Below are 8,512 nucleotides of genomic sequence, written 5' to 3'. Positions count from 1 at the left end.
ACCCCGACCTTGGCAAGGTCGTGCTCTACCAACTGAGCTATTCCCGCATGTCTTAATCGACCATTTCGTTTGGTTGATGTCCTCTCGAAATGTGGGGTGCATTCTACCTACCCATTCAAAACTGTCAACACAAAAAAGCGTTTAAATTGAGATAAATGCGGTTTTTTATGATCGTTTGCTATTTTTTTATTCACTTTGATTAAACCGCGATCAATTCTACTTTGTAGCACCACTTCGAAGGTGTGGCCACGCTGCTTTTGTATAAACAAACATTGACCAAATTGACAGCACTGCAGAGAAATATAAAAGAATATACCCCAAAGAAACCCAATAAATTGTTACGCCCATAAAGGTTTCTAAGCCTGAAAGTAAACCAATTAAGGCTAACATTTGCGCAGTTGTCTTTGCTTTACCTATAAAAGACACTTTAACCGCATCTCTTACGCCATTCGACCCCATCCATTCACGCAACGCCGAAACATAAATCTCACGAACCAATAGCGCTATAGATGGCAACGTGATCCAAAGATTTGCATAACTATGAGTAATCATAAGAAGAGCAGCGCCCACAATCAGCTTATCAGCAACTGGGTCTAAAAACGCACCAAAGGGTGTGGACTGCTGTAGTTTTCTTGCTAAATAGCCGTCAAACCAATCGGTAATGGCGGCAAGCCAAAAAATAAACGCGCCCGCCTCGTGTGCCCAGCGCCAATCAAGAAAATATACAACTACAAATACAGGAATAAGGATTACTCGGAATAAAGTAATACAGTTTGGAACAGTCCACATAAAAAGTACGTCTCGGTGTTATGCCTCTATGGGCGTTTTAGCGCGGTAGCGTATAAGCTCTGCATCTTTCATTTTTGTAACACATTACCTTAATTTGCAATGTAATGCTTGTTACTCATTCATTTATTGATGAAGATGATCATAAATGGTATCCGCCAACTCAGGGCTAATACCAGGTACGCTCGCAATCTCATCTTTGCTGGCTTTTTTAAGGCCTTGTAAGCCCCCCATAAATTTAAGCAGCGTTTGTCTTCGTTTAGCGCCAATACCCGGTATGCTTTCTAAACTAGACGTGGTTTTAACTTTTTGACGTCGGTTGCGATGCCCGGTAATGGCAAATCGGTGTGACTCATCGCGAATGTGCTGAATAAGGTGAAGCCCTGGCGAATGACTGTCCATGGGAAGCACCTGATGACTACCAGCTAGAATTAGCGTTTCTAAACCAGGCTTACGGGTAGTCCCTTTTGCCACACCTAAGAGCATTGGCTTTTTGTCATGCGGCCAGTCTTCAAAAAACGCTTCTGCTTGGGCAAGCTGGCCTTTGCCACCATCAATTAATAGAAGGTCTGGAATTTTTTGCACTTCTTTTACTGATTTGTAGCGACGTTTCAACGCTTGAGCCATGGCCGCGTAGTCATCACCTGGGGTAATGCCTTCTATATTATATCGGCGATAGTCACTTTTGTGCGGACCTTCACGATTAAATACTACGCACGAAGCCACCGTTTGCTGGCCAGACGTATGTGATATATCAAAACACTCAATGCGTTGAATAGGCGTATCAACTTCCAGAGCCGCTTCTAAGTCGAGATAGCGTGCGAAAACAGATTTTTGCTGGCTGTATTGAGCATCTAATGCAGTTTGTGCATTTGACTGAGCAAGTTGCAGGTACTTACGTTTCTCTTCTCTCGCCCCTTTAAAGAAATGCACTTTGTGCCCTGCCTCACTAGCAAGCACCTCTGCTATAGCATCTTCATCGCTTAAGGTGTTACTTAACACTATTTGCTTCGGGATCACTTTGTTGCCGGCCAAATAGAACTGCAGAAAGAAGGATTCAAAAACTTCTTGCTCATCGGCAGTATTAGGTACTTTAGGAAAATAGGCCTTGCTGCCTAACAGTTGCCCTTCGCGAATAAACATTACCTGAATACACGCCATATTGCCTTTTAACGCAAACCCAAACACATCCATCTCGTCTTGGGTACCGGCAACCCACTGTCGTTCCTGCACTTTTCTTAGCGCGTTTATCTGATCGCGGTAACGAGCCGCTGCTTCAAAGTTTAACGCTTCGCTGGCTTTTTCCATTTTTTCCACCAGCCCACCAATCACTTGCTGGTTTTTGCCTTTCAAGAACAAGCGCGCGAAATTGACCTGCTCGTTATATTCTTCATCGCTCACATAGCCTTCTACACACGGCGCACTGCAGCGCTGCATCTGATACTGAAGACAAGGTCTACTGCGAGCTCGGTAATAGCTATCCTCGCACTGACGTACGGGGAAAATTCGCTGCATTGAACGCAAGCTTTCTCGCACCGACCACGCACTGGGGTATGGGCCAAAGTATTCGCCCTTTTTCTTTTGAGGGCCGCGATGAAAAGAAAGCCTTGGATGTTCGTGGTCGGATAAGAAGATAAAGGGATAAGACTTGTCGTCACGCATGACCACGTTGTAACGCGGTTTGTATTTCTTGATGAAGTTGTTCTCAAGCAAGAACGCTTCGGTTTCGCTGTTTACAACCGTGACATCCATGTTCGCAATCTGACTAACTAGCGAACGCGTTTTGGCGTTATCAAGATTACTACGAAAATAGCTTGATACGCGCTTTTTAAGGTTTTTGGCTTTTCCTACGTAAATAACCTCTTCCTGACTATTGTACATGCGGTACACGCCAGGTTGAGAGGTTAGATTCTTAAGAAATGCTGCTGAATCAAATGCAGACATAATCACTTTGACGTTGCGCGTCTAGTGACGCTTAAAAGGTGTTAGGATTGATAAGCTTATGACGATAGGCCAAGTGCGTTAGCTCTACATCAGAATTTACGCCTAACTTTTGAAACATTCGGTAACGGTAAGTATTAACCGTTTTTGAGTTAATACTGAGTTCTCGGGCTATATCCGGCACTTTGTGACCTTCGGTTAATCGCATTGCTATTGTAAGTTCTCTACTCGATAGCTCGTCAAACGGATTATCCGAACTAGGCAATAACTTACCTATGGCTATGCTATTGGCCACTTCTTGATCAACATACTTTTGTCCTGCCGCAACTTTATGGATAGCGCGTATTACTTCGTCTGGCTCTGCATCTTTTGTCAGAAAACCGTATGCGCCTGCGTCCATAACTTGCATTGGAATAGGACTTTCCTTGTGCATTGAAACACAAATAACACGCGTATTTTCAGAAATACGAACAATTTTCTTTGTCGCTTCCAGTCCACCAATACCGGGCATATTCACGTCCATGAGTACCACATCTGGCGCATTTTTTCGGCACAAAAGTACCGCGTCTTCACCGTTCTTCGCTTCTGCGAGGATAGTAAAATCGTCTACGTCTTCCAGAATCCGGCGTATCCCTGTTCTGACCAAATCATGGTCATCTGCTAGGATTATTTTTATCACTCTAGTATCTCACTGACTTCAGTTTTATATACAACTGGATTAAAGACTGATAAAACTCATTAATGAGAATTATTGCCAGCCTTTAGTCTTATTCAAGTCATCATACCACGAGATAAGCATTCGTGAAGTAGAGATACACAATTTGAAACTAAATTATTGATCTAGATTACTTTTAGACAGCTATTTAGGTAATTCAAACCACAAGGCCACACTTTCCTCTGAGGCTTTCAGACGAATGATGTCTTGCTCATAAATACCCAAAGCATCGCCTGCCCCTATTTCAACTGCATTCGTTTCACTGTCTACCACAGCCTGTACATTACCGCTAATCATATGAAGGTAACCCTTTTGGTCTTCAGTGCCATGCTCCCATGTTTCGCCAGCTTCCAATGTTAAACGGCTGATTGCCGCATTTTGCTTAATGCGTAATGACCCTTCCCCACCGTTATCACTTACTAATAATTCAAGCTTTGAATCATGGTTATTTCCACCCGCCTGTGTGCCAAAGGTTTTTTGCGCATAGCTGGGCGTACCGCCTTTTTCATTGGGCACAATCCAAATTTGCAGAAAGTTAACAGGCTCTTCAGTAGAAGGGTTAAACTCCGAATGCATAATACCCTTACCTGCACTCATTACTTGCACGTCACCCGCAGGCACTACGTACTCATTACCGGTATTATCTTTGTGCTTTAAAGCACCGCTCACAACATATGAAATTATTTCCATATCTCTGTGACCGTGGGTTTCAAAACCTCTACCGGCCTGAACAACATCGTCATTGATAACCCGTAGCGCTGAAAACCCCATATGTTTTGCGTCATAATAGTTTCCAAACGAAAAGCTATGTTGGCTTTTTAGCCAGCCAAAGTTCACTTTTCCTCTTTCATTCGCTTTTCTCAAATACATCATCTTGCATTCCTTATAACCGTAAGCCGCCACTGACTCTTCTGCCCAACAGGAGTAACGCTGGGCGATAGAACATGTGTTAAGGGCTAATTATTTAATAAGGCCATTTTAATCCTCTTTAATAGAAATAAAATGTCATATATTTGAGATTATTATTCTAATATTTAGAATAAAATTGACTGTCGATCAACAGATGCGAGTTAAGCTACGCTAAGAAATAAAGCACAGTCTTTGCAGCGCGGTTTCTACAACCGCAGGGTGACAGGCTAAATTTAGCCTAATATGGTGTGGAGAACCAAAGGGCGCGCCGTCGTTACCTATCACGCCTCGCTCAATGCATCCTTCAACAGTGGTCACGGGTGAATATTTGAGAGGTTGACGAGAAGCGTCACCTAAAGGAGCTTCATCCACAGAAGCGATACTGTTCGGCTGTTTTAAATGCGAAGGGAACGTTGAAAGGTCTAGCCACAAGAAATAACCAGCGCTGCCCATTGTATAATTAACAGATAAACCATAGTGCTCAAAGAAGCGCACAACAAGCTTTCGGTTGAAGCTCAACGCACATTTTACGCTGTCTAACCAAGTACTTCCCTTCTCATAGGCGGCAATCAACGCAACTTTTCCTAAATTACTTGCGTTCAGGTGCCTGCTATTAATAGCTTGGGCAAACGTCTCTCTGATCGTTTTATCCTTAATGACCGCATACGATGCACCTGGAATACTCGCTAGGTTAAACGCCTTGGATACGCTATTGATGTGGATAATGCGTGGCAGTTGATGAGTATGGATGTTACCACCGTTTTGACTTTCTTGGCGCCTCTCTCTCTTATTGCTTACCTCTGCACCAAACATGGGGATTAGCGTTGGTTCATTTGACGAGTTAAATGCAAACTCGCTGTGCACCTCATCAGTGATGATTAAAATATCGTTCTTGGCGCAGAAGCTCAAAATAACAAGCTGCTCTTCTGCACTTAACACTGTACCTGTAGGGTTATTAGGATGACAAATCACAAATGCAGCCGCAGCACTATCGAAGGCTGAAGTATCTATAGTTGCGTGAGAACCTTCGACGTCTTCCTGACGACTCTTGCCGCTATCCTTTGTCGCGGCAACTTCAGAAAGCTTAGTCTGAATTTGACGCGTGTTTTGAATGACTGGAATAGATACTGGCGTTAAGCCGTTATTATGAATAGTCTCTGTTAAAGGGGAATAGGTTGGTGTTAAAACCATGACTTTTTGACCAGGTTGGCAAAAAGTGTGAAGCGCAACGTCTATTGCTCCTATTGCGCTCGCAACATCCACAACATCGCCACTTTCTACTTTAAAGCGACTACTTTTTTGCGTGGTACGCTCAAACCGTTTTTCTACCGCGTCACCGATATCAAGGGACTGATATCCATAAGTAGAGCGAAGGTTTTGTGTAATCGCGCTGAGAATTTCATCACAAGGCGGGATGTCCATATCCGCTATCCACATTGGAATAGGGTCTCGCTGAGACGCGACAACGTTCGCTTGAGATGAAGACGCGCCCTGAAAGCGGCGAAATATCGCTGAATATTTAAGACGAGTTTGATCGAGTTTCAGGTGAGAAGGTGCCTGCCATACATCCTTGTAAGGCATAAACTCGCTTTGCATAGCGTTGAACACGGGGAAATGGCTTAGCGCGTTGCTCACCTTCACATTATCCTATTTATATAGCCTTACGCATTTACTATTGGCTAAAGGCCTTCTGAAATCTACTATACTTATAAGCACGTTACACGCGTACCGCGCCCACTTTACACTGCACACACGCCTTAAAAGACACCGTGTTACTCTATCTTTTCAAACACGTTAAATTCAGAAAGCGTATGTTGGTATTTCCGCTTTGTTTCTCGAATGACAAATGGAATGTCTTTAGGTTCAGCAATTCGTTTAAAGCTTTGACCTAATGCATCTTCAAGCGCCTGAGTAGAGCTAAGCGTTTCACCATTTTCATCTTTGTAGCCGCCCAACCACTCACTTCTTTCGGTATACTCTTCCAACCATGTAAAGGGGCTGGCGACAACGAGCAATCCACCTTTATTTAGCCGCGTGGCCATGTCCGTTAATACCTTTCTTGGACTATACACTCTATCAATAAGGTTGCCTAAGAAGATCAAGTCGTAGCCTGTGTACTGCGGCTTCAAATTACACGCATCACCTTGTGCGAAAGCAACCTTGTCTACACTGTCATCTAAACCGAGCGCAGAGAGCTTGCGCGCCTTAAACGACGTAAGTTCACCTTCTTCTATAAGGTTATAGCGTATTTCACCACGCTCTTGCATCTCAAACGCTGTTTTTATAAAGCGTGCAGAAAAATCGATGCCATCGACATGATCGAAGTATTTTGCAAGTTCAAAGGTGGACCGACCAACGGCACACCCCAAATCTAACGCTCTAGCGTGTTGACGCCCTTGCATAGCGTCAATACAAAACTGCGCACTGGCTTTAGCAAAATTAGGGACGCCGTAGTACTCGTCGCCGTAATGGAATTCACTGTATTGCGAAACCTGTGTATCACTTTCATAATCAAAATCGTTCACCGCTATAACTCGCTTTCCTTGAACATACCGAAACCCCGCGTGCTGAAAGAAGTGGCGCCTAAAAGCGTAACGACTATCTTTCATTGCTTCGTTACCAGTAGATACCCAACTGCCACCTTTAATGAGGTTATGCTTACTGTCAAATGTGGGTGTTGTAAAGTCGTCATACAAAGGATGAACGTTAAAGCCTTCAAACGGATAGATGGGTGTTTCCGTCCATTGCCATACGTTGCCAACAACATCATAAAATTCGCCGGACTTATTAACATTAACAGGTTCACTCGACGCATACTTTTGCAGCGCTATATTAAAGCCTTCGCTGTATACGGTTTGTGTTACACCAGCCTGCTGACGTAACGCTTGCCATTCATTTTCAGTCGGCAGACGGATAAGCTCACCCGTTTTTTCACTCAAGTAGTTACAAAACGCTTTCGCTTCATGATAATTCACATCCACAGGCCAATCTAAAGGTAGTGGATGCTCTTCAAGCATACTGCGATATAAATACTCATCACCCTTTTTAATCCAAAATACAGGGTGCTGCGCTTTAGTATATTCACGCCACTTATTACCTTCAGCCTCCCAGTATTTTGCGTTGTTATAGCCGCCGTCTTGCACAAACGATAAATACTCACCATTACTTACAAGAAATTTAGACGCACTAAACTCGCTAACGGATTCTTGCTGAGAACCATATTCATTGTCCCAGCCGTAATAAGCACTGTCCCACGCTTTGTCATTTATGACTTTCTGTGCCGGAACGGTCATTAAAACATTAGCCTCTAACGCTTCAGCATTAGTTTGCATAGTGCTACATGCAGGCCATTCTGGGCTGGGGCGTACCGATGCAATGGGTAGCTGTCGGATTAGAACAGATGAGGTTTCTAAATGAATACGTTCATGCTCTATTCCCATAACAACGGGCCACATTGGACTTTCCCAGTCAATAGGCATGCTAAAAGACATGGTATCTATTAAATCGCATACCAATGTGCGCACTTGATTACGATATTGACGTACCTCTTCCACCTTCGGCCAGTCGTAATTTTCATCGTTGAGATCATCCCAACTCATTTCATCAACACCAATGGCAAATAGCGATTCAAATTTTGGATTAATGCGCTCGTTTATTGCTTTAGACAGTACTAATTTATTGATAAAGAAAGTAGCAGTATGACCAAAATAGAAAATTAACGGATGGCGCAACTTTTCAGGTCGTTGATAAAACACGTCATCATTGGCAAGACAAGAGAAAAGCGATTCGTAGGTATCAAAGGAATCGAGGAAATAAGCCTTTATTTCCTGTCTTTTTTGCTCAACTGTTCCGTCCCGTAAATTAAGTGTGGGCATTGCCTGCATAATGTCCTCTCGATTTTTGTTATTACTACCAACTGCGTAGGACCAGCGCCATAAAAATAAAAGAAGAGCGCTTTTAAATGCCGTAATGATTTCAGTTGATTGTAAACCTTTTTATATATATCAAGCTTTTGTGAATAAAGCGCGACATAACTTGGTTTTTATGAAGTGTTTTGTAGTTACAAGATACAGACAGGATGAGATCAGAAAATATTTCACCCATAAAAAAACCCGCAGCTAAGTGCGGGTTTTTCGTATTTGGCGGAGAGTGAGGGATTCG

Annotated in this window: 6 protein-coding genes and 1 tRNA gene (1 of these 7 cut by a window edge); all 7 read right to left on the bottom strand. The window is 43.2% G+C overall.

Going from position 1 to position 8,512, the window contains the following annotated elements; all coding sequences use genetic code 11:
- Window positions 1-47 (bottom strand) — tRNA-Gly (locus ACX5KA_RS18525); it reaches 29 nt to the left of the window's first position.
- A 169-nt stretch (window positions 48-216) separates the two neighbouring features.
- Window positions 217-789: a CDP-diacylglycerol--glycerol-3-phosphate 3-phosphatidyltransferase gene (gene pgsA, locus ACX5KA_RS18520; RefSeq protein WP_014998466.1), complete on the bottom strand. Its 573-nt coding sequence runs from the start codon at window positions 787-789 to the stop codon at window positions 217-219.
- 123 nt (window positions 790-912) lie between these two features.
- Window positions 913-2,730, bottom strand: a complete 1,818-nt coding sequence (uvrC, locus tag ACX5KA_RS18515) for an excinuclease ABC subunit UvrC (protein WP_458731855.1) — start codon at window positions 2,728-2,730, stop codon at window positions 913-915.
- Window positions 2,731-2,761: 31 nt separating this feature from the next.
- A complete protein-coding gene (uvrY, locus tag ACX5KA_RS18510; RefSeq protein ID WP_458731854.1) occupies window positions 2,762-3,406 on the bottom strand; it encodes a UvrY/SirA/GacA family response regulator transcription factor in 645 nt (214 codons plus the stop codon).
- A gap of 180 nt (window positions 3,407-3,586) precedes the next feature.
- On the bottom strand, window positions 3,587-4,315 hold the full coding sequence (locus ACX5KA_RS18505) for a pirin family protein (RefSeq protein WP_334049960.1): 729 nt from the start codon (window positions 4,313-4,315) through the stop codon (window positions 3,587-3,589).
- Between the two features lie 207 nt (window positions 4,316-4,522).
- Window positions 4,523-5,986 (bottom strand): aminotransferase class I/II-fold pyridoxal phosphate-dependent enzyme, encoded by a 1,464-nt coding sequence (locus ACX5KA_RS18500; RefSeq protein WP_458731853.1) that lies wholly within the window; start codon window positions 5,984-5,986, stop codon window positions 4,523-4,525.
- A 137-nt stretch (window positions 5,987-6,123) separates the two neighbouring features.
- Complete coding sequence (gene ovoA / locus ACX5KA_RS18495; protein WP_458731852.1) at window positions 6,124-8,235, bottom strand: 5-histidylcysteine sulfoxide synthase; 2,112 nt, start codon at window positions 8,233-8,235, stop codon at window positions 6,124-6,126.
- Window positions 8,236-8,512 lie beyond the last annotated feature (277 nt).

Source organism: Alteromonas alvinellae, from assembly GCF_902705805.1.
Note: the sequence above shows the minus strand (reverse complement) of the source record. Positions and strands in the feature narration are given on the sequence as shown.

What these genes read in the sequence shown, in the direction of transcription:
- pgsA (WP_014998466.1), bottom strand. Translation starts at nt 789, where the DNA reads ATGTGGACTGTTCCAAACTGTATTACTTTATTCCGAGTAATCCTTATT.
- uvrC (WP_458731855.1), bottom strand. Translation starts at nt 2,730, where the DNA reads ATGTCTGCATTTGATTCAGCAGCATTTCTTAAGAATCTAACCTCTCAA.
- ACX5KA_RS18505 (WP_334049960.1), bottom strand. Translation starts at nt 4,315, where the DNA reads ATGATGTATTTGAGAAAAGCGAATGAAAGAGGAAAAGTGAACTTTGGC.
- ovoA (WP_458731852.1), bottom strand. Translation starts at nt 8,235, where the DNA reads ATGCAGGCAATGCCCACACTTAATTTACGGGACGGAACAGTTGAGCAA.